Here is a 26806-nt window from a genome sequence, read left to right on the forward strand (position 1 = left end):
GTAAATCGAATATTACCAATTAATGTTATATATCTAATTAACCACGCACCTCTGCGCTTAGTTCCTTCTCAAAATTAACAATTAATTTTTGAACTATCGCATCAATTTGTTTATCGGTCAATGTTTTTTCTTCGTCTTGCAAGATAAAGCTCAGAGCATAAGACTTTTTCCCTTCCGGAATTTTATCACCTTTATACACATCAAACACATTTACCTCCTTTAAAAGCTTGCGTTCGGTCTTTTGAGCGACAAATTGAAGCTTATCGAAGCTCACATTTTCGTCAATCAACAGGGATAAATCACGACGTACAGCAGGGAATTTCGACACTTCCTTATATTGAATACTATTCTTGCGAATGATTTTCATTAAGACATCCCAGTCAAAATCTGCAAAGAAAACCTGCCCCTCAACATCTGCTTTTTTCAAGTTGGCATTAGCTACCGCACCGAAAGAAACCAGACATTTCTGACCTTTCATATAACTCAATCCGTAGGCAAAATGATTGCTCGGTGCATCTTGTATTTGTATGCCCTCAATCTTTAGACGTTTGACAATGGTATCAACTGCAGCTTTAAGGTTATAGAAATTGACATTACCTTTTTTGCTATTCCACTGTTCAGCTTCCTCTCTGCCTGTTATTGCAAAAGTCAAATGCTGCGTTTCTTTATATCCCTCACCGTCCAACGCATAAGTTTTACCGAATTCAAAAAATTTCAGATCAAAATTTCTACGCTTCTGATTATATTCAATGGCATTCAACACGGAGAATAACATGTTTTGACGCATGGTATCCAAGTCCGAGCTCAAGGGATTGAACAATCTGACAGCAGTTTCACTGTCGTCTGCATAATCAAGCTTTGTCAACGAATTTGCCAATATTTCACGGAATCCATTACCGATCAATAAGTCCGCAAGCTGATTTAAGACGACTTCTTTATCTGGTTTTTCGACCGTGTTTAAGGAAGCCTTAATTTGGGATTTTAGTTCAATGTTATTGTAGCCGTAAATCCGTAATACCTCTTCCACCACATCCACTTCGCGGGTTACATCGACACGATAAGCAGGCACTAAAACATCTAGTCCCGCAGCTGTCTCCGAAGCAATCTCAATACCAAGGGCAACGATAATGGCTCTAATTTCCTCATGTGGGATTGCTTGCCCAATTAAACGTACCACGTTCGCATAGCTCACATGGAATGAGAATGGTTTAATTTCGACAGGATATACATCTTTCAGGGTCGAAGATATCTTCCCCCCAGCAATTTCCTGAATCAACAATGCCGCACGTTTTAACGCTTCTACAGTAATGTTAGGATCTGTACCACGTTCGAAACGGAATGAAGCGTCTGTTTTCAGACCATGTCTTTTAGAGGTCTTACGCACTGATACAGCATTAAAATAAGCCGATTCCAAAAACACATTGGTTGTTTCTGTCGAAACACCTGAATGTGCACCACCAAAAACACCAGCGATACACATTGGTTTTTCAGCATCAGCAATCACAAGGTCTTCAGCAGAAAGCGTCCGTTCCACAGCATCTAGGGTCACAAACTTCTCCCCTTCTTTTGCTGTACGGACAAGCACCTTGTTACCAGCAATTTTATCCGCATCAAACGCATGCAATGGTTGGCCAAGGTCATGCAATATATAATTGGTGATATCGACAATATTATTGATTGGACGTACACCGATCACATTTAATTTTTCTTTCAACCAATCAGGCGATTCTGCAACCTGAACACCGGAAATATTGATCCCGCTATAACGTGGACAAGCTGCAGTGTCTTCGACGACAACAGCTGTACCAGCTTCCTCAGCCGCTTGAAAGGCCGAAACATCCGCTTTTAGGATATTCGTACGGAAATAAGCAGCGATATCGCGTGCTACACCTAAATGGGATGCCGCATCCGCACGATTCGGTGTAAGGCCTATTTCGTAACGGTAATCATCCTGAATATTGAAATGATCTTTCACCAATGTCCCTACCGCAACATCAGCTGGCAATTCAACAATACCGGCATGCGATGTACCTAAACCGATTTCATCCTCACCACATAACATACCTTCGGATACTTCGCCACGAATTTTAGATTTGGTAATCTTAAAGGGTTCTCCGCTCAAGGGGTGACATGTTGTACCTACTGTTGCCACAATTACTTTCAATCCAGTACGGCAATTTGGCGCCCCACATACGATATTTAGTAATTCAGAAGTGCCTACATCAACTGTAGTAATGCGCAATTTATCAGCATTCGGGTGTTGCTCACAAGTTTTTACTTCGCCAACGACCAAACCATCCAATCCACCGGGGATACTCTGTACAACGTCCAGTGCCTCTACTTCCAATCCTGTGTTTGTCAAGATCAAAGATAATTCCTCCGGCGTCGAATCTATATTAACGTGTTGTTTTAACCAATTATATGAAATGTTCATCTCGAATTTGATTTGATGCACAAACTTAGATAAATTTGACTTTGTATGCAATTATAATTGCGTAGTATATCAATTTATCCCTGTCAATATATGCATTTTCCCAGGCGCTCGCCCTACTATAGTCTTACTGTTACTCGCATTCTTTGCAATCTGCTATATCCTGATTGCCACCCACCTTGCTCGTTATAATGCACTGAGAAAACAGGATTTTTAAAGATTGAAAAAAATCGAATAGAAGATGACTATGAAGTTGGTTGATCGACAGCCTAATTCAATCTTTGCCTTGGGATGCGCATTAGATCTACATCCCAAGGCTCGATCATGTTATACTCATAGGGAATAGGGTTTACGAATCTACCACCTACAAGCGACCTATCCTAACAGCGGGTAGAATGATAACATTTATTTACACGAATTAACACAACTTTACATTTATTTACATAAGAACCGCTATTTCACTGTTTTTAAACCGAATAGTAACCGCTATTTTTTAATCAAAATTCAATCATTTCCATAAAAATAATATGTAACTTTGTGCTTTAATTTGAAGAACGTTCAAAACAAACATTTATAATGATTCATTTCTTTGAGAACCCATCGAACACCGTATATGGTGTTCAAAGCGTAAACTCTTTATCACAAGAAGACATTACTAAACTCAACTGGCTATTCGGCAACGCCAAAAAACTCGACGACCAAACCCTTAACCATTACTTTGTAGGCCCCCGCGCAGCGATGGTCACTCCTTGGAGTACCAATGCAGTAGAAATCACACAGAACATGGGTATTGAAGGAATTGTTCGTATCGAAGAATTTCAACCGGTACCAGCAGATTTCAATGATTTCGATCCAATGATTTCGCAAAAGTTCAGTACGTTGACGCAGAATATATACACGGTCAACATCACGCCAGAACCTATCTTGGAAATTGAAGACATTGATGCCTACAACAAATCCGAAGGATTGGCATTAAATCCGGAAGAAGTGGCCTACCTAAACAATCTTGCCACCAAATTGGGCCGTCTTTTAACAGACTCCGAGGTCTTTGCTTTTTCACAAGCCAATTCTGAGCACTGTAGACATAAGATTTTCAATGGTACATTTATCATTGATGGTGAAGAACAGCCTACTTCCCTATTTAAATTAATCAAGAAAACTTCCGAAACAAATCCAAATGAGATTGTTTCTGCGTATAAAGACAACGTAGCCTTTATTAAAGGCCCACGGGTCACCCAGTTTGCACCTAAATCCGCTGACAAGCCTGACTTTTACGAGGAAAAATCTTTCGATTCTGTTTTATCCGTAAAAGCCGAAACCCACAATTTCCCAACGACTGTAGAGCCTTTCTCTGGAGCGGCGACAGGATCTGGTGGTGAAATTCGTGACCGTATGGCCGGTGGTCAAGGCGCGATTCCTTTGGCGGGTACCGCGGTCTATATGACAGCCTATTCACGTCTATTGCAAGATCGTCCTTGGGAGAAAGCAATGCCAGAACGCCAATGGCTTTACCAAACACCAGTGGATATCCTCATCAAAGCTTCCAATGGAGCTTCTGACTTCGGGAATAAATTTGGACAACCCTTGATTACGGGATCTGTACTGACCTTCGAACATGAAGAAGAAGGCCGTAAGCTTGGTTATGACAAAGTCATCATGCAAGCTGGTGGTGTCGGTTATGGAAAATTGGATCAAGCCAAAAAACATACCCCAAAAATAGGTGATAAAATCGTCATCTTAGGCGGTGAAAATTACCGTATCGGTATGGGCGGTGCAGCGGTATCCTCTGCTGATACAGGCGCTTTCGGGTCAGGTATTGAATTGAATGCCATTCAACGCTCAAATCCGGAAATGCAAAAACGTGCGGCTAATGCTGTACGAAGCTTAGTTGAAGCAGATCATAACCCAATTGTTTCTATTCATGACCATGGCGCTGGTGGACACCTCAACTGTCTATCCGAATTGGTAGAGGAAACAGGCGGTTTAATTGATCTTGATGCACTTCCGGTAGGTGACCCTACTCTTTCAGCAAAAGAAATCATCGGTAATGAGTCTCAGGAAAGAATGGGCCTGGTGATTGCTGAAGATGATATTGCAATCCTAAAGCGTGTTGCTGATCGTGAACGTGCACCAATGTACACCGTAGGTGACGTCACCGGAGATCACCGCTTCACATTTGCATCAAAAAGCAATGGTGCCAAACCAATGGATTATGCCTTAGAGGATTTCTTTGGTTCATCACCAAAGACCTTTATGCGTGATAAAATAGTTGCTCGTAATTATGCGGATCTTACCTATGATTCCGCGAATATCCCAAGCTATTTAAATCAGGTACTACAATTGGAGGCTGTGGCTTCCAAAGATTGGTTGACCAATAAAGTGGACCGTTGTGTGGGTGGCCGTGTTGCCAAACAACAATGTGCAGGTCCATTACAGTTACCTTTAAATAACGTTGGTGTCATGGCTCTTGACTACAAAGGAAAAGAGGGTATCGCAACAACGATAGGACACTCCCCTGTCGCAGCATTAATTGATCCGGCAGCGGCTAGTAAAACTGCTATCGCAGAATCATTATCAAATATCGTATTTGCACCGATTATAAATGGTCTTGCAGGCATCTCATTGTCAGCCAACTGGATGTGGGCAGCAAATAACGAAGGTGAAGATGCTCGACTTTATCAGGCTGTCAAAGCTTGTTCGGATTTTGCAATCGCATTAGGAATCAATATCCCTACAGGAAAAGACTCCTTGTCGATGAAGCAAAAATATCCAAATGGTGAGAATGTAATTGCTCCTGGTACATTGATTATTTCAGCAGCTGGAAATTGTACGGATATTACCAAAGTAGTTGAACCTGTCTTAAACAAAAATGCAGGATCCATTTACTACATCAATCTATCAAAAGACAACTTCAAATTAGGTGGTTCGTCTTTCGCTCAGATTGTCAACAAATTAGGTACAGAAGTTCCTACAATCCAAGATGCGAACTATTTCAAAACAGCATTCAATACCATTCAGCAATTAATCAACGATAACCAAATCGAAGCCGGTCATGATATCGGATCCGGTGGTTTGATCACGACCCTTTTGGAAATGACATTTGCAGATGTGAATTTGGCTGCAAATTATGACCTTTCGGGATTAAATGAGTCTGATGCTGTAAAAGTATTGTTCAGTGAAAATATTGGACTTGTACTTCAAGCTAAAAATGATACTGTTTTCGAGCAAGCTGTTAAAGAAGCTGGCGTAGATGCCATAAAAATTGGCCATGCAGTAGCAGGAAGCACCGTTACCATCAAAAACGGAGAAGAGAACTTCAGCTTTGATGTTGCGGCAACACGTGATGTTTGGTCGACCACTTCATTCCTATTGGATTCGAAACAATCGAAAAACGGAACTGCACAACAACGTTTCGATAACTACAAAAATCAACCTTTAACATTTACCTTCCCAAGTCAGTTCAACGGCAAAAAACCGGTGATCGACGGAAGTAAAGCACGTCCAAAAGCGGCAATTCTTCGGGAAAAGGGCTCCAACTCGGAACGCGAGATGGCAAATGCGATGTTCTTAGCAGGTTTTGATGTGAAGGATGTTCATATGACTGACTTGATTTCAGGCCGTGAGACTTTGGAAGACATTCAATTTATAGGTGCTGTTGGTGGATTCTCCAACTCGGATGTACTGGGTTCGGCAAAAGGATGGGCCGGAGCATTTCTCTACAATGAGAAAGCGAAAAAGGCATTGACCGATTTCTTTGCACGCCCAGACACGCTTTCGGTTGGTATCTGTAATGGATGCCAGTTGTTTATGGAATTGGAAATGATTAATCCGGAGCACGAGGTTCATGGTAAAATGTTGCACAACACTTCGGGCAAACACGAATCAAATTTCATTTCCGTGAAAGTTCAGGAAAATAACTCCGTTATGCTTTCCACATTAGCAGGAAGTACATTGGGTGTTTGGATTTCACATGGTGAAGGAAAATTCAATCTACCGTATGCAGAGGAACAATACAATATTGTTGCGAAATACGGTTATGAGCAATATCCACACAATCCAAATGGCTCGGATTACAATACAGCGATGATCTGCGATAAAACTGGTCGCCATTTGGCCACAATGCCGCATATCGAGCGCTCAATTTTCCAATGGCATTGGGCAAACTATCCAAAAGGACGTCAGGATGAAGTTTCTCCTTGGTTAGAAGCTTTCGTCAATGCACGCAATTGGATTGACAATCAAAGCAAGTAATAAGTACAACATAAAAGCTCCTTCATCTATGAAGGAGCCTCTTTTTTAGATATCCCTTTTATATCCTGGTTTGTTCATCATATTGTCAAGGGAATATTTTCCAGATCCCATGACCATAAAAAAGATCAACAAAAAGAATACGACTATAGAAAGCCACAATTCGGAATTCACATAACTAAAACCATTGGTGATATTAACAAAAAATACAGCTCCCACCAAGACTGGCAACAATAACAAAGAAGCTAAACGAGTTTGAAAACCCAAAATAAGGAATAACCCGCCAACCAAATGCGTAAATACCACATAGTGAACAGCTCCCCAAATCGAAAGATGAAAGCTACTTTGTTCGATCATGTGCTCAACCACTTGCCTATCATTTACAAAAGTTATACCCTTGGCCAAGATCATTATGCCCAAGGCAATTCTTAGGTAATCAATCCATTGTGGATGATGGACATTTCCCCAATGTTCAATTCTATGTATCAGGTTCATAATATACCTCCTTTATAGATGGTTATAATGCTATAACAACTGAATAACAAAAAAGTTGTTGTCACTATCATTTTAATACACAAGGCATTGTCTCCCACCTGGAATCGAAGCTCTTCAAAAAGTTGAGCTAAACATTAGCCAATCACAAACCGGATCACAAGATCCCATAAGGCCGTTGTTATTAGCCCTATTACAATACTAAAACCGATAACAAGATTCACCAATTTTGCATTGAGATGATATTGTTCAGCGATGATCCCGGAGGTGACCAAGGTAGGCATGGCAGCTTCGAAAATACTGATTCGCGCCACAGGTCCTTTTACTCCAAGTAACAATGCAAATAGCAAAACCAATGTGGGAGCCAAAATCAATTTATAGATCATAGCTGTACTTATCTGTGCGAACTGTTGGCGCCAACCCTCGAATTTCAACTGTAAACCAATAGAAAATAGTGCCAATGGTCCTACTGTCGCCACGAGTTTATCAAAAAAAGGTTCGGCAACACTAAAATCAATAAACTGAGATAAAGTCAATGCAAGAAGACAACCGATCAATGGCGGAAAAGTAATCAGTTTCCTGATCATAAATTTAGCGTCAATGGATTGCCCTTCCTGAAGATTCGCTTTAAGCGCATTGATGATACCAGTAGTAGCTAATAGTATAAATGTCGTCTGGTCACAAATTATAGCAATCGGTAGTTGTGCCTCGCCAAAATAAGCCATAATCAATGGAAATCCGATGAAGGATGTATTGCTATAGCCTGCCGCCAATTCCAGACTGCTCCTGGAACGCTGCTTATACGATTTTCGCTTACAATACCATTCCATAAATAACCAGCTTCCGGCCCAGACCAAAACTGCCGAAAAGATCGGAAACAACAACTGTGACGACCATACGATCTTTGGAATATATTTAAACGAAACCGCTGGAAGAGCAAAATAAAGTATCCAGGTATTGATTCCTTTATGCGCCTCACCGTGGATTAAATTTGTCCTTCGCAAAAGCATACCAGCAGCAATACAAAACGCAATAATTATAAAATTAACCATGTTTTCTCTACAATTTTATACGACACAAAAGTGCAATAGTATGCTTAGTAAAAACATGTATAAATACATTATTTTTATGTACATTTAATACGACATACAAAAAATCATGCGAAAGAAACAATTCGAGCCATTATTGATCAGTGAGTTTGTGGAAGACACTTTCCACCTGCCTATGCATGAGCAAAATTATTATGAACTTGTTTATATACGCAGCGGACAGGGGAAGCATATCATCAATAAATTTGAATTGGATTATGAACGCGGTGATATTTTTCTTGTTAGCCCAGCAGATAAACATTACTTTAATATTCACGAAAAAACACATTTTCTATTCATTCTTTTTACGGATAGCTATTTTATGCAAAATCGGCGTCAGCAAAAACTATACGCCTGGATTATGGAATTAATGAACGACAGAGGATTGCGAGAAAGTAAATTGCACATGACCGATCACGATCGTTTGATCTATTCCCATATCATGGAAGCTGTTCGGTTATACTGTATTGCCGCTATCAATCAGACATCACAATGGCTGTTTGATCAACTGGTTGCTATCTTCGGTCGCTATAAGGAAATATCCGAAATACAACGCTTGCCACAGGCACATACACTTCACATGGATAGCTCTATTTCAGCTTATATCCATCAGCATATCTTTACCCCACAGTATCTGCAGGTAAAAACAATTGCTCAGAAATTTAATATCTCCCCAACGTATTTTGGTATTTATTTCAAGAAAAATTTTGGTAGTAGCCTAAGAGACTACATCAATATCTACCGAACCGAATTAATCGAACATCGGCTTAAATCTACGGCATATACACTCAAACAGATAGCCGAAGAACTGGGCTTTGTCGACGAGAGCCACTTATCCCATTTCTACAAGCGCACAAAGGGTTACAGCCCCAAAGCCTATCGGCAACAACAGTCAAAATAATCCTATGATGTACAGCAGATATACAACAGACAAAAGATGCGAGTTGCCTATCAAGATTTGGGAGGCAATACACTATAGAATTTCAGTCCCTTTTCCTCAAACTGTTTATAGAGGACAACTAACACATCATTTTTCAGAGATGAAGCATTCGCCGCGAAATTCACCCAGCAGAAAACACTTAAATAAATCATTTCTTCGCTGATGTCTTGCACGCTGATACCGCTATCTCTTTCCTTAACGAAATGTGGACTCGCCGCTATAGCTGCATTAATCCATTGTTTGGCTTCGTCAAGGTCCGTCTTCCGATCGATATGTAGGACAAAACTTGTCCGACTGTATTCTTGAGATAATGTCCAATTGACTAATCTACCCGATAGCAAATCACCGTTTGGAATAATTACATCAGCACCATCGGCAGTTTTCAATACACTCGCACGAATACCGATCTCCTTGACACGCCCCTTTTTATCGGCGAGTTCAATCTGGTCTCCCACGCGGAAAGGTTTATCAAAAACGAGAATAATCCCAGATACAAAGTTGTTGATGATATTTTGCATCCCCAAACCTATCCCCACACTCAGCGCCCCGATAACGACGGTAAGTTTATCCAAGCTCATCCCCAAAGCGGAAATAGCGATAAAAAAACCAATCAGAATAATCGCTAAACGGAATAACGGAAACAGCGTCATTTTTTGATTATAGGCCTGATTTAACTGACCATCTTCACCACCGAGTACGATGAGACTGATGTTCTTTTGAAACCAATTGGCGACCAGCAAGAGCAAAACCGCAACAACAAGGTTCCCCAAGGTGAACGATATACTGCCGATACTACGCACCTTTCCAAAGAATGTTTCACTAAGCGCCAATAAGGTTTCGATAAACTGAAGATTATTGGCCAAAACAATAATTGCCAACAGGATACATACAATCCGAAGGATCTCTGTTATAATAGTCAACGTGCGCTGTTCATTAAAGCGCATCCAAAATCCCGCCACCAAACGGTCTTTTTTGAATTGGTTACGGACATCCAATTTGATCATGTCCGTAAAATATTGTAGGGTAAATGACTGCACCAAACCCACCGCACAGGCTATACTGAAACTGCGCGAATGCTCCACATGCCCAATGACATTCAACGTGATCGCCGTGATATTTAATATCGCAAATACCACATAGATAAAATTACTGATATAACCCGGACTTTCTGAATTCTTTATACGTCGTTTAGTATAGCTTACCAATCCCAATGCGATTAGATTAAAACCAATACAAACAATACGTAAAAAGAGATCATCACTCACAATCATATTGACAAAGACATCCAATAGGTAAAAGATGATCAGAATCAGCGCGATCTTACGCTGCTGTCCAGTCATTTTATGTCTTAGCAAATACATAAAAATCAACATGATCACCAATTGAGACGCTTGTAAGATGAAAGTTGGCGTGAAGAAATTGACAAAGGGCAATAAGGTTAGCAGAAAAATAATCGTTTTTCCAACAATAGCATCAATGGCTATCTTATTGGATGGATCATTTTGTTTTAGCACATAGGCAACCCGCACAATCCAATACGAATAGGCCAGTCCCAGCACAATCAACAGAATCCGGCTCGCCCAATCTGTACGATTGACATATTTATCAATGGATTTATTGTTACTATAATTACTGCGAATATTGTCGAGAAGTACATCTTTTGAAATACTTGTCGTATTTGCCTTCCAGATCGAGCTTTTACTTGGAGCCGAATCCGACTTCTTTACAGCAGCTTTTGTTTCAGGGACAAGGTCTAAGCGATTAAGATGCCGGTGATCTTTCAGAATAAGCTCATCGATTGTCCGATTGATCATTTCCAACGAATCCATCTTTGCGCTCAACCTCTGTTCAGCACTATTCAGGTATTGATGAGCGCGTGCGTGATTATTGGCACTGATAGCATAGCGATTGACTATATTCTTGATCTGCTCTTGTGTGCTACTCAAGCTGCTGGAATAATTAGCGATACTCCCTTTGATAGATTTAAGCTGTTTAATCTCTTCAGCAATCGCATTTTTTAGAACTGCAACAGAGTCTTTTGCGGAATTAGCGCTTGTGGCCGCATACCCATTGGATTTTTCATTTAGCTGGGCGACAAACTCAGCCATAGACGCTGTACGGATATTGGACAAAAATGTCAAATTTACCTTACGCAGGTCATTCCGCAGCGAATCATTCCCTACTCTTGTCGAATCGGAACCAGATCTTCTATTTAAACCAGTATGCGGCTGCGATCTATCGGTACTAACACTTCTTCTTACCTGAACCGAATCTTGTCCAATAGCGTACAGATGCAATGCCAATAGACTTATTATAAAAACAATGAAATGCTTCATGCTACTCAATTTCATACGCCCAATTTGTTAATCTCTCTAAATAATAATCTATGTCTCACAGGAGAACTCCGCAAAACGAAGTTTCAGGAAAGCGGATGATGTTTATTATTTTTCCGACAAAAATAGCTTATCTAAGCTTAAAATCGTATAGCATCCGATAATTTAAGTTCCTCCAAACGCTTGACTTTGTCATCACGGTAAAACAGATTCATCGTCTCAAAGGGGATTAACTTTAAATCTTTATTGACAATATGTACGCAGGATTTTTTGACCGCACGGACATCGAAGTCGTAAGCATCCATAAAATTCATGATAATGATGCGGAAAAGATTATCATAATCCAGCTCAGGAGCACACACATCAGGCAGGCAACAAAGCAATTGATTGACCTTTGGTTTTACTTTATCCACCGAAATACCGGTACTAAAAATATCCAGCAACTGCATCTGAACACCAGTGTCCTGTTCGTACACAATGGTATTGCGTGACTGATTATTCAAGAGTACAGCTGGGTCAATATGCCGTGTTAGCGGAATTCTTTCATCACCAATCTTAAGCACATAGCCCATAGCCAAAGCGTCTGGATTGCAAGGTACCGGAATGATATCATGCGAATGCAAGAGCGGGTACTGATCTAAGATTTCCTGTCTGACCTCAGTGAGGGTCATCTTATGCTGCTGTGCATTCTCCGCATTTCTACCGGCAATTTCTACAGGCTGAAAGGTTACACCACGAACACAACGCTGGTTCAAAGCATAATCCAATATCGCTCCAATCTCATCATCGTTGGTTCCTTTTTCCAGGACAACGACAAGTGTCGTACTTAGGTTTAACGCATTGAGCTTGTCAATCGCCTTTTTCCGCACATCAGTCAAATCCTTTCCTCTAAATTTCTCCAGCACAGCCGGGCGGAAAGAATCAAATTGGAGGTAAATTTCAAATTCCGGAGCGTAGGTGGCGAGCTGTTCGGCAAATCCAGGGTCATTCGCAATCCGAATACCATTCGTATTCAGCATCAAATGCTTAATTGGTTTCGTTTTAGCGATATCCAAAATCTTAAAAAACTCCGGATGAATAGTTGGTTCTCCGCCACTGATCTGAACGACATCAGGCTCCCCTTCGTTTTCGACAATCTTATCAAACATGCGTTCGATTTCCTCCAGTGAACGATGCCGCCCATAATGAGGTGAAGACATGGCGTAGCAGGTCGGACATGTCAGGTTGCAACGATCGGTCACCTCAACGATAGACAGGCAACTGTGTTGTTCATGATCGACACAGAGGCCACAATCATACGGGCAGCCAAAATGAACCTCGTTCTCAAATTTCAATGGCGTCTCAGACGCTTTGTTATAATTTCGGATATTTTTATAGTATTCAACATCTGTGGCGATCAGGGTTTTGAAAAAACCATGATCAGGGCAATTTTTGGTCATAAACACCTTTTCATCTTCGATGATAATTTTTGCCCCTACACGCGAAAGACAGGTTGGACACAAACTAATGGTATAATCGTAATAGGTATAATTTCTAACTGGCATATATCTTATCGTTATTAACTTAATGCTATTCCACAGGCAACTCCACCTGCGATCATCGCTCCAACACCACCCAAAAGCACTTTAAGCCAAAGGTTGACATTAAATGTAGACTCTTTATTATTGGATTTCATAATCGAACCAATAATAATAACCAAAAGCGCTATTCCGATGACTATAGCTCCTCCAAACAGTAAAAACAAGCCCAATACAGCTGTGTTTTCCGAACCAAATGACCCTTCGAGTAAATACATAATTTAGACCTTCCTTTCTATATGCGTATTATTCAATAAATAAATATAATAAATTATCACGACAAGACAGGTAATTTGTATTGTACTCATTCCGAAAAGAATAACTACCCTTGGCTTGATAAAATCCAATAAAAAACGAAAGCTGAAATAGCTAAGCATGAAAAACTGAAACAGTACGCCATTTTGGAATATAAATCTCCGTTTAAACCATTGTAGGGAAATAAATAGCAGAATCAAAAATGCAATTTCGTATAAGGCAACGGGATGTCTTCGATAAGCATCACCAAGGTACATCCCTAATGGACATTCCGTAGGCAGGCCATAGGTCTGCTCAAATACCCCAGTGTAAAAACAACCTATCCGCCCGATCATAATCGCAACAATCAGCGGAAAAACCATGCGGTCCCCCGTGCTCTCTTGCTTGCGCATGATTTTTTTCATCAGTTCCACCCCGACCAGTCCACCCGCCAGACCACCTACAATCGTATTATTTAGCCAGATATAACGCCATTTACTTAGGGCACTAAACAATTCCGCCGGGCGCTCAAGCGATCCGATCACATGAGATCCGATCAAGGCTCCTACAGCAGCTGCAATGACAATTAAAAGTGAGTTGGTATGACCTAAGCTCTCCTTATCTTTCCATTTCAGGAGCTGATAATAACGCATGCCCATAAACATCCCCAAACCTTCCATAAAGAGATGCAATAGAAAGGTCTTTCCAAATAAATCAATGGTAACAGGAAATTCGATTGCAGTTAGCATAAGCAAGTATACAAAAGACAATTCAGATATCTATCACCAAAAAACAAAAGCCGGTTCACAAATGAACCGGCTTTATCTCCTTATCTTCGTCTAGGATAGCTACCTACAATTGATCGCTGTAGACAAATCTGATTTCTTCTCTCAAATTATAGCGGGAAGCCATAACTTCACCATAAGCTCCTGCAGAACGAATAGCGATCAAGTCACCACGTTTTGACACCGGCAAAGGTACTTCCTTTCCAAAACAATCCGAGGATTCACAGATTGGCCCTACGACATCGTAGTTTAATGCTTCTGTAGCACTGCCTTCACTAATATTTTCTATTTTATGGTAAGCTTGATACAAGGCTGGTCGCATCAATTCAGTCATCCCTGCATCCAGTACCAAAAAGTTTTTCTTGACACCATTCTTAACATATAATACACGGCTCACCAAGCTTCCGCATTGAGCAACCAAAGCTCTGCCCAGTTCAAAATGAACTTCCTGATGCGGCTTACGCTCTAGGAAACGATCAAAAATGTCAAAATAAGCTTCAAAATCTGGAACTGGATTACCGTCTGGATTTTTATAATCTATCCCAAGGCCCCCACCGACGTTCAACACACGAATCTGTGTTCCACGCTCCTCAAACCAGTTTTTCCACTCATTAACTTTAACACACAAACTTTTGAATACCGTCATATCGGTAATCTGAGATCCGACGTGGAAGTGTAAGCCTACCAATTCTATAAAATCACATTTCTTAAGAACAGCGGCACATTTCTCCAAATCCGCATTTGGAATACCAAATTTGTTTTCGTCGAGTCCTGTTGTAATATAATGGTGTGTATGCGCATCCACATTCGGGTTTATTCGCAATGCAACATTCGCTTTTACACCTTGTTTTGATGCCAATTCGTTAATAACCTCAAGCTCCTGAATAGACTCTACGTTGAATGCAAAGATATTTTGTTGTAATGCATAATTGATCTCCTTATCCGATTTCCCAACGCCAGCGAAGGTAATATTCTGAGGTGCAAAACCACACTCAATAGCTTTTTTCACTTCATTTCCGCTCACACAGTCCGCACCGAAGCCGATCTGTTGCATAGCTTTTAACAACACATCGTTAAAATTAGCTTTCAATGCATAATGAACATGGAATCCCCTTTTGTGGGAAGCTACGTAAGCCGCTTCCAAGGTTTTGTTTAACACGGCCAAGTCATAGTAATAAAACGGCGTTTCTTTCTCTGCAAATTTTGCCGCAATAGCTGTATTTATCATATAAAACCTAATTCTTAAAATAAACGATTATGCAATGAACGTAAAGCCTCTGTTTTATGATCCGAATTCAATAAAATGGATACGTTAAAATCCGAACCACCGTATGAAATCATACGGACCGGAAGATGTTTTACAGCATCAAGTACACGTGCAGCATAGCCATGGCTATTCAAACCAAAGTCACCGACTACACAGACAATTGTCTGATCGCCATCTACGGTAACAGATCCAAAATCTTCTACTTCTTTAATGATATCGGCTAAATTTGTTGTATCATCTATGGTCAACGAAACCGCTACTTCTGAGGTAGTGATCATATCGATCGGTGTTTTATAGCGTTCGAAAATCTCGAAAACACGACGCAAGAAACCGTAAGCAAGCAACATTCTTGAGGAATGAATATGAATTGCGGTGATACCATCTTTTGCCGCGATTGCCCGGATACAACCTTTTTGTGCACCATCTTTGCTAATTAATGTTCCTTTAGCATTTGGCTCCATCGTATTTAACAGACGTACTGGCACATTATATTTTTGCGCAGGAAATACCGATTGTGGGTGTAATATCTTCGCCCCAAAATAAGCTAATTCTGCCGCCTCATCGAAGCTAAGATGCGCAATTGGTGTTGTCCCTTTTACGACACGCGGGTCATTGTTGTGCATACCGTCAATGTCTGTCCAGATCTGAACCTCATCCGCACGGATAGCGGCGCCAATCAATGAAGCTGTATAATCCGATCCGCCACGGCGCAAGTTATCAATTTCACCAAAAGAATTTCTACAGATAAATCCTTGTGTAATAAACAAGGTATTTTCGGGATGTTGAGCAAGAATAGTACTCAATTTATCACCGATGTATTCCACCATTGGCTCATTGTCCTCGTCGATTTTCATAAAATCCAGCGCCGGCAATAAGACAGACTGAATTCCGATTTCATTGAGGTAAAAATGCCATAATGCTGTGGACATCAATTCACCTTGCGCTAAAATAATTTTTTCTTCTATCGACGTAAACAGCTCGTTCGCCAAGCTAGAGATCAGGTTAAAATGATAGTCGATTAATTCCTTCCCGTTTTTATAACCGGCTTCAGTATTAAAAAGTTCCTCAATAAGGTCTTCGTACTTATCCTTGTGCTTCTTGATCAAATCCTTAGCCTCGTCCTTCTTACCTGCTGTGTAAGCTTGACCAATTTCTACTAAAGCATTTGTCGTTCCAGCTACCGCGGACAACACAACGATTTGACGTTCCGAAGGGTTTACAATATCCAACAACCCTTTGATACGTACTGCACTTCCTACTGAAGTACCACCAAATTTTAAAACTTTCATACTAAAGTTACAATTATTAAATTTCTGTGCGCCAATATAGGCAATTCATGAATGTATATTAAAAAAAATGCGGCACAAAATCATGAAAGTTTTGTGCCGCATATATTTGTTCTATGCGGAAGAATTACTTCTTCAAGTTTTCGATCAGTAAACCGGCCAATTCTTCGCCGATTCTTTCTTGTGCTTCATTTGTCGCTGCGCCAATATGTGGTGTCAACGAAATCTTTGGATGTTTTAAAATTTCCTCACGTGGTGTAGGTTCGTTGTCGAACACATCTAAACCTGCAAATGCTACTTTACCTGCATCTAATGCCTTCACTAATTCCAACTCATCAATAACACCGCCTCTAGAAGCGTTGACCAGTCCAACACCATCTTTTAACAGCGGAAACTCTGCTGCGCCAATTGCTGGTTTGTCCAAAAATGGTACGTGTAAGGAAATAAAATCAGAAACTTTCAATAATTCTTCCATTTCCACCTGTTTGATCGGAACCTCAACCTGAATACCACCAGAAAGTTCAATCGTTAAGCCTTTGGGTCCTTCAAATAGGTCTGTATAGACTACATCCATTCCCAGACCGATCGCGATTTTAGCTACTTCACGACCGATACGGCCAAAACCAACAATACCGATTGTTTTACCGCGAAGCTCAGTTCCGGCACCATAGGCTTTTTTCAAAGCACCGAATTTGGTATTTCCTTCAACAGGCATCTTGCGGTTGGAGTCATATAAAAAGCGTACACCGTTTAAAAGGTGCGCAAAAACCAATTCAGCCACCGATAAAGAAGATGCAGCAGGAGTATTGACAACAGCAATACCTTTTGAACGTGCGTATTCCACGTCAATATTATCCATTCCTACACCACCACGACCGATTACTTTCAAATTTGGGCAGCCATCAATTAATTCCTGACGAACTTTAGTTGCGCTACGTACAGTGATTGCATCATAAGCAAGCAGCTTTTCAGCTAACTCCTCTTGTGGTATATGATTTGTATCTACAGTATGACCAGCATCTTCCAACATTTTCTTTCCTAGTGGATCGATACCGTCATTTGCTAATATTTTCATCCTTTATATTTATTTATGAATGTCGATTTTTCATTCTATACATGAATCTGTGACACCCTGATTGTTTATTTAAGCGATGAAGCAATCAGATTCATTCGGACAGCGACGTGAACGGAATAAATCCGATGATTTCATCAAAATACTTTTGACTGAATAGACTATTTGCGTGTGTCTTCAAATTCCTTCATGGCATCAATCAACGCATTTATACTGCTCAAAGGCAATGCATTGTAGATAGAAGCTCTAAAGCCACCTACCGAACGGTGTCCTTTGATACCAATCAGATTACGTTCTTTTGCCAAAGCTAAGAATTCCGCTTCCAATTCAGGAGTATCCATCACGAAAGTCACGTTCATGCGCGAGCGGTCTTCAACAGCAGCAGTGCCTTTAAATAAAGGGTTGCGGTCGATCTCATCGTATAAAGCACGTGCTTTAATAATATTCTCTTGCTCTAAAACAGGCACACCACCTTTTGCTTTTAACCAACGTAGGTTCAACATGGAAACAAAGATCGAGTATACCGGAGGAGTATTATACATGGAACCGCCATCGATATGCAATTTATAATCTAACATCGAAGGTAGAACACGTCCTGATTTACCTAAAATATCATCCTTCACAATAACTAGTGTTACGCCAGCAGGACCCATATTTTTTTGTGCTCCAGCATAGATCAAATCGTAATCTGCGACATTGATCTCGCGGGAAAAAATATCTGAAGACATATCTACAACCACTGGTAATTCCGTCGCTGGTTTTTCAAACACCTCAGTACCGTAAATCGTATTATTTGAAGTATAGTGAAAATAGGCAGCATCCGAAGGGATTGAATACCCTTTAGGTATATAAGAATAGTTTTTATCAATCGACGAAGCTACAACATCTACTGTTCCGAATTTCTTCGCTTCTTTTAAGGCCTTTGTTGCCCATACACCTGTATCCAAATAAGCAGCTTTACCGCCTTCAGGTAAAAGATTAAGTGGTGCCATCGCAAATTGCAGACTCGCTCCACCTTGCAAGAAAAGAATCGAATATCCTTGTGGTACGGCTAATAATTCTCTTACTAACTGAGTCGCCTCATCTATCACTGCTTCAAACTCTTTGGAACGGTGAGAGATCTCTAAAATTGATAAACCTGTGTTGTTAAAATCAATTACAGCTTCTGAGGCTTGTTGAAATACTTCCTTTGGCAGAATACATGGACCTGCTCCAAAATTATGTTTCATTGATGTTATTTTTGTTTGATTGCTCATTCAGAACCCTAGTAAAGCAATCTGTTGTTTTAAAAATCAAAGGTAAAATAAAATTATATATTTTTCAACTATTCTGTTTTTTTATTGAAAATTTACAAAATTCTGAATCATTTCAATAAAAATATTACACAAGTAGATCCCTATTGGTTATTAAAACAATCACAGAAGAATCACTTTCCAAGCCATATCTAATTGATTATCTTGCAAATACTCCTTTGCTTTAAGCTGAAGATGGACGTTACGGGAGGATTGGTCTCCAATAAAGGCATTTAACAATTCGTAAATTTCTGGCAAGGACGTAATCTCATCCACCTCTAACGGTGTAGGCAGTCGGTCTAACTTTGCCAGATTAATTTTATCTTCCGTACTAAAAACGGTGGATTCCTTTACAAAAGGAGGAAGTTGGTCGTAGTCCATAAAAAAGAAAATCCTTATAATTTTTCGATGATCCGATCAGCAAACTCACTGGTTTTCACTAAGGTCGCATCATCCATCAGATTGTAAAAATCAACAGTGACCGTTTTCGCAATAATGGTTTCCCCCAATGCACGCACAATTGCCGCCGCTACTTCTGTCCAACCCAGGTATTCAAACATCATCACACCACTGAGGATAACGGATGAAGGATTCATGGTATTGGTATTCGCAAACCGAGGTGCTGTACCATGGGTCGCTTCAAAAACAGCGTGACCGGTTTTAAAGTTGATATTGGCCCCCGGTGCAATTCCTATACCGCCTACCATGGCTGCCAAAGCATCCGAGATATAATCCCCGTTTAGATTTAAGGTTGCCACCACAGAAAAGTCGCGCGGATTAAGCAAGATTTGTTGCAGGAAGTTGTCTGCGATAATATCCTTAATCAAGATTTTACCTGAAGCCAAGGCTTCCTTTTGTTCCTGGTTGGCCGCGGCCTCACCTTGCGCTGCTTTGGTACGTTCCCATTGCCCCCAAGTATAGGTCTTATCCGCAAATTCTGTTTCTGCAACCTCGAAACCCCAGATTTTAAAGGCACCTTCTGTATATTTCATAATATTACCCTTGTGCACTATAGTCACCGAGTGTAATGCATAATGAATAGCATGTTCAATCGCTGCTCGAACCAAGCGTTTGGATCCTTCTTCAGAAACCAGCTTGACCCCTACCCCCGTGGTACTCGAAAAGTTATAGTCAATATCAAGTTCGTCATGTAAAAAATCCTGTAGTTTATTGGCTTCTGCACTTCCCGCCTGAAACTCTATCCCAGCATAGATATCTTCGGTATTCTCTCGAAATATGACCATATCCACATATTCTGGATGTCTGACCGGAGATGGCACACCTTGGAACCACTTCGTCGGTCGCTGGCAGACATAGAGATCCAAATCCTTCCTTAAGGCAACATTCAAGGAGCGTATGCCACCACCTACGGGTGTGGTCAAAGGCCCTTTTATACCAACCAGGTATTCGCGCAATAGATCCAATGTCGCTTTGGGCAACCACTCTCCGGTTTCATCAAATGCTTTCTCTCCTGCCAAAACTTCCTTCCAACTGACTTTTCGTTGTCCGTTATAGGACTTCTCCACGGCTTTATCAAAAACACGCGCGGCGGCATGCCATAGGTCAGGACCTATACCATCACCTATGATAAAAGGAATCGTTGGGGAATCTGGAACTTGTAGTGTTCCATCGTTGGACATTGTAATCTTATTTGACATAATCAGCGTTTTTTGCGGATAGCAACTATCCTTTATTAAACATATTTCCAATCTCTTTACTAATCTTTCGGAATATCGGAGCAGCCTCAACATCCTCGTATTCGTCGATGTGCGCATTCTCTACCCTACTAGGAAACACCAAAACAAGGTTTTCGTTTGCATAGATCCGATCTAATTTTTTTGCCACACCATCCAACGAATCGCGATATGAAACCTCTCCATTTCGTGCAGACACAAAAATGAACATGGACTCTTCGTCCTTAAACGCTTTTAATCCCTGTAAATTATCCCAGTCATCGTAGTGTTTAAAAGTAACTGGCACAGAGTTCTTTATTTCGACCAGGTGCGCCTCAATTGCAGATGTGGAGCGCGTATCCACAACAAAAGAGATTGGAACCGATAGTTCCTGTGCAAGTTTAATAACCTTCTCCAACCAATACTCGAAACCAAACTCTGCCTCACACATTGGCGGTGCAAATACAACGATAGCTTTATTGGAAATAAAAGGTTTTCTAAAATGGCAGAGCATCACATTAGCCGATGTTCTGTTGAGGATACTTTCTGTTTTTTCACCAACAAATTTATCCATAAAATTTGCTGCGCTTGGCCAACCAAGCACAATACAATTTGCAGAAACTTCTTTCGCTGACCGAGCTACACCGCTTGCAATATTTAAATCTATCGTTGCACTGATATTAACATTGGTCTCCGAACCAGAAGCATAACGCACCATATTGTCCAAATTTTTGCGGGCTTTACTCATATTCAGCTGTGCCTGTTCATTATCTTTTACCACGGATACAATATTCACAGGCTGAGTGCATTTTTTACTCTTGATGTAAGTGGAAAAGTCAAGGATAGGTTCCATATTGTCCATATTTGCAATAGAGATCAATATATTTTCGTCTTTCTCCTTCACCACGTCAGTATGCTCTTCATCTTGATCCCCATCCATAACCACTTTCCGGGAAGCATTCCCTGTCACAATAGTGGCAACAATACAAGTTACCAAGATCAACAAAATCGTACCATTCAAGACATTTTCATCAATGATGCCATTTTTATAACCGACCATAATAACAGCCAAAGTCGCTGCAGCATGAGCGCTGCTCAAGCCAAAAATCAAGTTGCGCTGCCCACGACTATATTTAAATGTTTTCTGTGTCAGCCAAGCAGCGGCATATTTCCCCACGATTGCAACGACGGTCAAGGTACCCGCTATAATTAATGCCTGAGGTCCTTTTAAAATGACACTCACATCCACGATCATACCGACTGATATGAGGAAAAAAGGAATAAAAATAGCATTCCCGATAAACTCAATTCGATTCATCAGAGCCGAAGAATGCGGAATCAATTTATTCAAGGCCAAACCAGCTACAAAGGCCCCGATAATCGGTTCCAGTCCCGCAATTTCCGCTAAGAATGCCGCAAAAAATACTACGGAAAGTACAAAAATATAGTTTGATGTCTTTTCGCTGCCCAACCGCTCAAAAAACCATTTTGCGATCCGCGGGATAATACCGAACATGATAAAGAGGAATATGGCGAAGGAAATCCCAAGTGTAACCCAAAATTCGTTTCCAATATTACCCTGTGAAACTCCGGTAATAACAGCCAATATAATCAGTACTGCCGTATCGGTCAGGATGGTACCACCAATCGTAATCGCCACAGCTTCCATCTTGGAAATACCATAACTATTCACAATGGGATAAGATACCAAGGTGTGCGTCGCAAACATACTCGAGATCAAAAGACTCGCCAGTACATCGTACCCCAACAACAAATGACAAACAGGATAACCTATGCTTATAGGCACAATAAATGTAAAAAAACCAAACAGCAAACTTTTGTTCTTGGTCTTTTTAAATTCATTCATATCCAATTCCAGACCGGCAATAAACATAATATACAAAAGCCCTATCGTGGAAAACAGATTAATTGCAGAGTTTTTTTCCAGCCAATTTAATCCATGGGGTCCAATAATAACACCGGATATGATCAAACCAATAATGCCCGGCACCTTGATCGGTCTGAGGATAATGGGTGAAAGTAGGATAATAAAGAGTACCAGTGAAAAAATAAGTACGGGATTCTGTAGGGGCGCTTCGAAAGCGTGGGAAATATGCTCGAAAGTTTTATTCATATGTGCTCGTATGCTATGGGTAAAATGTGTCAACTTATTTTTCGTTACCAGCCGCAAAATAGCTAACAGCTCTAAAAATACAATTTTTCCAACAAAACGACGCCTAAAAAAGGGCTTACTTAAAAGAAATTGCTTTTATCGGACTAATCTTAGTGATTAACATCGAAGGAATAAACAAGGAAACCATGCCAATAAATACCACCGCAAGATTGACCAAAATAACGTCGGACCAATAGAGTTTTACGGCAACATAAGAAATGTAGTAGGTCTGCTGATCCAGTTTGAAAAAATGGGTATAATCCTGTAGAAAATAAAAGCTTAATCCGATAAGATTTCCAATCAACAGACCAAGCCCAATGAGATACAGGGCACTATACATAAAGACCCGGCGTATACCGGCATTATGGTAACCCAAAGCCTTTAATATACCAATCATGGATGTGCGCTCAAGGATGGTGATCAATAAAGCTGAAATCATATTGATAATAGCTACCACAGTCATTAAAATAAAGATAATTTTGGTGTTCATATCCAATAAATCCAACCACTGGAAAATATCGGGCACCTGGTCTTTAATATTGATTGCCTGCATATCAATAGGCAGCATATCTTCTATTTTTTGTGTCGTCTGTTGGAGTTGGCTGAAATCCTTGATTCGAATCTCATAGCCACCGACCTCATTATCATCAAGATTGCTCAGCTTCCTAATGACATTCAAAGATCCGATTACGTAAACTTTATCAAGCTCCTCCGACCCGGTATTAAATATTCCCTTGATGACAAACTTTCGCTTACGGATCGGCTCCTGGACAAAATACATAATAAAATCGTCGCCTACTTTCAACAACAATCTGTCTGCCAGATATTTAGAAATTAAGATCTGATTATCGGTGTTCTCGGATTTAAAATCTATCGTACTCCCTTCGAGCAGCATATTTTTTATAGGCTGCTGATCGTACAGCGAATCAATACCTTTCAAAACCACGCCTTCCACTTCGTCGTTCACATTGATAATTCCAGCTTTGGTTGCAAATGGATTAATGGAATATACTTCAGGGTCTGCTAATATAGACTTATGGAGTTGAGGCGTAAGTGAGATGGGTGAATTTTCATACGATTTATTGAGATCATAACGTAGCACCAATACATCCGCAAAAAAACCACGTTGCTTGCTGATGATCTCCCCCTTAAATCCCCGCAAAACCGCAATAGATATGATAATGGCAGCAATGGCTAGCGCAATTGCACCGATCGTAACCCGAACGATCAATTTTGAGAACGTCCGTTTACCTGAAAATGCTATTCGATTTGCTAAAAAATAAGGAAAATTCAAGCTTTCAATATATTTATGTAACTTCGCAAAGTTATAAAAATTTGTTATTTACAAAACTTTAATAGCAAATTATTAGCGTTTTCGCAGATGATTTCTATCATCCCAACGATTTTATTGATTTTAAGGATTTTACAAAAAACACAGCTCTTATGCGTATTATTTTCATGGGCACTCCTGACTTTGCCGTTGCTTCACTTGATGCACTCATTCAATCTGGCGAACAAGTGGTTGCTGTAGTTACAGTACCGGACAAACCGGCAGGTCGTGGGCAAAAGATACATGAATCAGCCGTTAAAGTATACGCTACCCAACACCATATCCCCGTCCTTCAACCAGTCAAACTTCGGGATGAGGCCTTTCTTGCCGAACTCAAAAACTATCAAGCCGACCTTCAGGTTGTGGTGGCATTCCGTATGCTGCCTGAAGTTGTCTGGAATATGCCGAAACATGGAACCATTAACGTCCATGCCTCTTTGCTCCCCCAATACCGAGGTGCAGCTCCAATCAATCATGCCATTATGAATGGGGAGAAAGAATCCGGAGTGACTACATTCTTATTGCAACATGAGATTGATACTGGAAATATACTTTTAGCCGAAAAAGTTACAATAAATGAAACTGACACAGCTGGAGATCTTCACGACAACCTGATGGTTGCGGGAGCCAGAACACTCCTTCAAACAATACAACAGCTGAAAGCGGGAAATTTACAGCCGAAAAGCCAAGACGATATCCTCCAAACAGAAACGTTGAAACACGCACCGAAAATTTTTAAAGAAGATTGTAAAATAAATTGGGATCAATCTACTGATGTTATTTATAATTTTATACGCGGACTTAGTCCATATCCAACGGCATTTACTGTACTCAATGACAAGGTATTAAAAATATATAAAACAGAAAAAGAGCAAACAGCTACTACTGCTGCACCGGGAACAATAGAGACAGACCAAAAAAGCTATTTAAAGTTTGCGACACAAGATGGCTATATCATGGTATCGGAACTTCAACTGGAAGGCAAGAAGAAAATGAATGTGGTAGACTTTTTAAAAGGCTATAGATTCTAGTTTTTCTCGTCATCTCCATCATAGTATTGCAACAAATCACCAGGCTGACAGTCTAGCGCTTTGCATATTGCTTCAAGTGTATCTAATCGCAGGGCCTTAGCCTTTTGATTTTTTATGATTGAAAGATTAGAAAGTGTAATCCCTACACTGTCACTCAATTGGTTAAGTGACATTTTTTTCTCTTTCATTATTTTATCCAAATGAATTAAGATTGGCATATTATAATTTTTATTCTTTTAAATTTATTTAATGTCTCTTGTAAAACAAAACATATATCTTTTTGTTTTATCATAAAATTATCATTTTAAAATAAATTCAAAGAATACGTTTTACGTAACATATCTGATATCATTAGATAAATTACTTGAGAATAGAAAAAAATAAAATTTGTTAGCGCTTTAAATATCAATCAGTTGAATATTACAGCCACAATTGAGAAAGAAAAACAATTTTAAATGGAATAGTTTTTGATAGTGTAAAATGAAGATTTACAAAATCATAACTCATTATAGATGAGAGGTTAGATAATCCATTTTCCATTAATAATTCAAAAATTTTTCGTATTTTCGCAAACATTTCTTAGAGAGGAGAATTAATAAAAATTAATGAGACAGCTCAAAATTACACAATCTATCACCAATCGTGAGTCCCAGTCTTTGGACAAATACTTACACGAAATTGGTAAAGTAGACTTAATTACAGCAGAAGAAGAAGTAGAATTAGCACAGCGCATCCGCGAAGGCGACCAAGTTGCCTTGGAAAAATTGACTAAAACCAACCTTCGTTTCGTAGTATCAGTAGCAAAACAATATCAAAATCAAGGATTGACCTTAGGTGATTTAATCAATGAAGGCAACCTGGGCTTAATTAAAGCGGCTAAACGTTTTGACGAAACAAAGGGTTTTAAATTTATTTCTTATGCCGTTTGGTGGATTCGCCAATCTATTCTTCAAGCAATTGCTGAACAATCACGTATCGTACGTCTGCCATTGAACCAAGTAGGTTCTCTAAGCAAAATCAGTAAAGCTTTCTCAAAACTAGAACAAGAATACGAGCGGGAACCATCTCCAGAAGAATTGGCGGATATCCTTGAAACCACAGTTGACAAGGTTTCGGATACCCTAAGTAATTCTGGACGTCATGTGTCTATGGATGCACCTTTCGTTCAAGGTGAAGAAAACACACTCTTGGATGTATTGGAAAACCATGACCCAGACACCGATAGTTCTCTAATTGATGAATCTCTATCAGAAGAAATCAAGCGATCATTGGCAACTTTAACAGAAAGAGAACGTGAAATCATCGTTCTATTCTTTGGATTAGGTTCCAACCACCAACTGTCGCTCGAAGAAATCGGTGAGAAATTCAATTTGACACGTGAACGCGTCCGTCAAATTAAGGACAAGGCTCTTCAACGTTTGAGACACACTTCAAGAAGCAAAATCTTAAAATCTTATTTAGGTTAAAAGAGATATTTATTGAAATTTTTGGTAATCCCAATCAGAAATGATTGGGATTTTTTTGTGTAATAAAGTTTTTTGTACAACAAAGGCT

At 40.0% G+C, this 26806-nt stretch carries 20 protein-coding genes; 4 read left to right on the forward strand and 16 right to left on the reverse strand.

What is annotated here, in order from left to right; genetic code table 11:
- Window positions 1–37: 37 nt before the first annotated feature.
- Entirely contained in the window at window positions 38–2434 is a 2397-nt protein-coding gene (gene pheT / locus AC07UV_RS02010) for a phenylalanine--tRNA ligase subunit beta (RefSeq protein WP_495182542.1), read from the reverse strand.
- A gap of 573 nt (window positions 2435–3007) precedes the next feature.
- On the opposite strand from pheT, the gene purL reads away from it, so the two are divergent.
- Window positions 3008–6682 (forward strand): phosphoribosylformylglycinamidine synthase, encoded by a 3675-nt coding sequence (gene purL / locus AC07UV_RS02015; protein ID WP_495182543.1) that lies wholly within the window; start codon window positions 3008–3010, stop codon window positions 6680–6682.
- A 45-nt stretch (window positions 6683–6727) separates the two neighbouring features.
- Here purL and AC07UV_RS02020 read toward each other — a convergent pair whose 3' ends face one another.
- Entirely contained in the window at window positions 6728–7174 is a 447-nt protein-coding gene (locus tag AC07UV_RS02020) for a DoxX family protein (RefSeq protein WP_282253687.1), read from the reverse strand.
- 134 nt (window positions 7175–7308) lie between these two features.
- Window positions 7309–8223 (reverse strand): AEC family transporter, encoded by a 915-nt coding sequence (locus AC07UV_RS02025; RefSeq protein ID WP_495182544.1) that lies wholly within the window; start codon window positions 8221–8223, stop codon window positions 7309–7311.
- Between the two features lie 106 nt (window positions 8224–8329).
- On the opposite strand from AC07UV_RS02025, the gene AC07UV_RS02030 reads away from it, so the two are divergent.
- Window positions 8330–9160 (forward strand): AraC family transcriptional regulator, encoded by an 831-nt coding sequence (locus AC07UV_RS02030; RefSeq protein WP_495182545.1) that lies wholly within the window; start codon window positions 8330–8332, stop codon window positions 9158–9160.
- Window positions 9161–9210: 50 nt separating this feature from the next.
- Here the strand turns inward: AC07UV_RS02030 and AC07UV_RS02035 are convergent, their stop codons facing one another.
- The 12 genes from AC07UV_RS02035 to AC07UV_RS02090 form a co-directional block, all read right to left on the reverse strand.
- The gene (locus AC07UV_RS02035; protein WP_495182546.1) at window positions 9211–11535 is read right to left on the reverse strand and encodes a mechanosensitive ion channel family protein; all 2325 of its coding nucleotides are present in this window, start codon (window positions 11533–11535) and stop codon (window positions 9211–9213) included.
- A gap of 137 nt (window positions 11536–11672) precedes the next feature.
- A complete protein-coding gene (locus tag AC07UV_RS02040; protein WP_282253682.1) occupies window positions 11673–13076 on the reverse strand; it encodes a radical SAM protein in 1404 nt (467 codons plus the stop codon).
- Window positions 13077–13090: 14 nt separating this feature from the next.
- Window positions 13091–13327, reverse strand: coding sequence for a hypothetical protein (locus AC07UV_RS02045; RefSeq protein WP_120260848.1), 237 nt, complete (start codon window positions 13325–13327; stop codon window positions 13091–13093).
- 3 nt (window positions 13328–13330) lie between these two features.
- A complete protein-coding gene (locus AC07UV_RS02050; RefSeq protein ID WP_495182547.1) occupies window positions 13331–14092 on the reverse strand; it encodes a prolipoprotein diacylglyceryl transferase in 762 nt (253 codons plus the stop codon).
- A gap of 103 nt (window positions 14093–14195) precedes the next feature.
- Window positions 14196–15356, reverse strand: coding sequence for a diaminopimelate decarboxylase (gene lysA / locus AC07UV_RS02055; protein ID WP_282253679.1), 1161 nt, complete (start codon window positions 15354–15356; stop codon window positions 14196–14198).
- Window positions 15357–15370: 14 nt separating this feature from the next.
- On the reverse strand, window positions 15371–16684 hold the full coding sequence (locus tag AC07UV_RS02060) for an aspartate kinase (RefSeq protein ID WP_495182548.1): 1314 nt from the start codon (window positions 16682–16684) through the stop codon (window positions 15371–15373).
- Between the two features lie 124 nt (window positions 16685–16808).
- Complete coding sequence (locus AC07UV_RS02065; RefSeq protein ID WP_495182549.1) at window positions 16809–17756, reverse strand: D-2-hydroxyacid dehydrogenase; 948 nt, start codon at window positions 17754–17756, stop codon at window positions 16809–16811.
- A gap of 158 nt (window positions 17757–17914) precedes the next feature.
- On the reverse strand, window positions 17915–18982 hold the full coding sequence (gene serC / locus AC07UV_RS02070) for a 3-phosphoserine/phosphohydroxythreonine transaminase (RefSeq protein ID WP_223582652.1): 1068 nt from the start codon (window positions 18980–18982) through the stop codon (window positions 17915–17917).
- Window positions 18983–19168: 186 nt separating this feature from the next.
- Window positions 19169–19426, reverse strand: coding sequence for a hypothetical protein (locus AC07UV_RS02075; RefSeq protein WP_495182550.1), 258 nt, complete (start codon window positions 19424–19426; stop codon window positions 19169–19171).
- A 14-nt stretch (window positions 19427–19440) separates the two neighbouring features.
- Complete coding sequence (icd, locus tag AC07UV_RS02080; protein ID WP_495182551.1) at window positions 19441–20703, reverse strand: NADP-dependent isocitrate dehydrogenase; 1263 nt, start codon at window positions 20701–20703, stop codon at window positions 19441–19443.
- A 25-nt stretch (window positions 20704–20728) separates the two neighbouring features.
- A complete protein-coding gene (locus tag AC07UV_RS02085; protein WP_495182552.1) occupies window positions 20729–22852 on the reverse strand; it encodes a cation:proton antiporter in 2124 nt (707 codons plus the stop codon).
- 115 nt (window positions 22853–22967) lie between these two features.
- Window positions 22968–24185: an ABC transporter permease gene (locus tag AC07UV_RS02090; protein WP_495182553.1), complete on the reverse strand. Its 1218-nt coding sequence runs from the start codon at window positions 24183–24185 to the stop codon at window positions 22968–22970.
- Window positions 24186–24334: 149 nt separating this feature from the next.
- On the opposite strand from AC07UV_RS02090, the gene fmt reads away from it, so the two are divergent.
- On the forward strand, window positions 24335–25252 hold the full coding sequence (gene fmt / locus AC07UV_RS02095) for a methionyl-tRNA formyltransferase (RefSeq protein ID WP_495182554.1): 918 nt from the start codon (window positions 24335–24337) through the stop codon (window positions 25250–25252).
- On the opposite strand, the gene AC07UV_RS02100 is transcribed toward fmt, so the two are convergent.
- Window positions 25249–25470 carry a helix-turn-helix domain-containing protein gene (locus AC07UV_RS02100; RefSeq protein ID WP_120260837.1) on the reverse strand — a complete coding sequence of 74 codons (222 nt, stop codon included), beginning with the start codon at window positions 25468–25470 and terminating at the stop codon, window positions 25249–25251. The two genes, fmt and AC07UV_RS02100, sit on opposite strands and share 4 nt — an antisense overlap.
- Before the next feature lie 387 nt (window positions 25471–25857).
- Between AC07UV_RS02100 and AC07UV_RS02105 the strand changes: the two genes are divergently transcribed.
- Window positions 25858–26718, forward strand: a complete 861-nt coding sequence (locus AC07UV_RS02105) for a sigma-70 family RNA polymerase sigma factor (RefSeq protein ID WP_028068906.1) — start codon at window positions 25858–25860, stop codon at window positions 26716–26718.
- Window positions 26719–26806 lie beyond the last annotated feature (88 nt).

The sequence above is a fragment of the Sphingobacterium sp. GW821-FHT03E03 genome (assembly GCF_059420745.1).